General features: G+C 37.7%; 1 pseudogene. It reads left to right on the forward strand.

The window, feature by feature from the left end:
* Positions 1-8: 8 nt before the first annotated feature.
* Positions 9-383 (forward strand): annotated as a pseudogene (locus KH400_RS21780) (DapH/DapD/GlmU-related protein); the annotation flags it as partial.
* Positions 384-398 lie beyond the last annotated feature (15 nt).

Consider the following 398-nt stretch of genomic DNA (forward strand, 5'->3'; position numbering starts at 1 on the left):
GCGTGTAGATGGAGACAAACATTAGATTTGACTATGGCTATAACACATATGTAGGCGAAAATTTCTTTGCGAACTTTGACTGTACGATCTTAGATGTTTGCGAAGTGCGGTTTGGGGATAATTGTATGCTCGCACCTGGAGTACAAATTTACACAGCGACACATCCTATTAACCCAACTGAACGTAATTCAGGTAAAGAATACGCAAAACCGATTACTTTTGGAAACAATGTATGGATTGGCGGAAGTGCAGTCATAAATCCAGGAGTAACAGTAGGAGATAATGTTGTTATCGCATCAGGTGCAGTAGTTATTAAAGATGTACCAGATAATGTAGTAGTAGGTGGTAATCCAGCCAAAGTAATTAAAAAGATTGAAATATAAGCTAATGTACTAAAG

Source organism: Desertibacillus haloalkaliphilus (assembly GCF_019039105.1).
Lineage (GTDB): Bacteria > Bacillota > Bacilli > Bacillales > KJ1-10-99 > Desertibacillus > Desertibacillus haloalkaliphilus.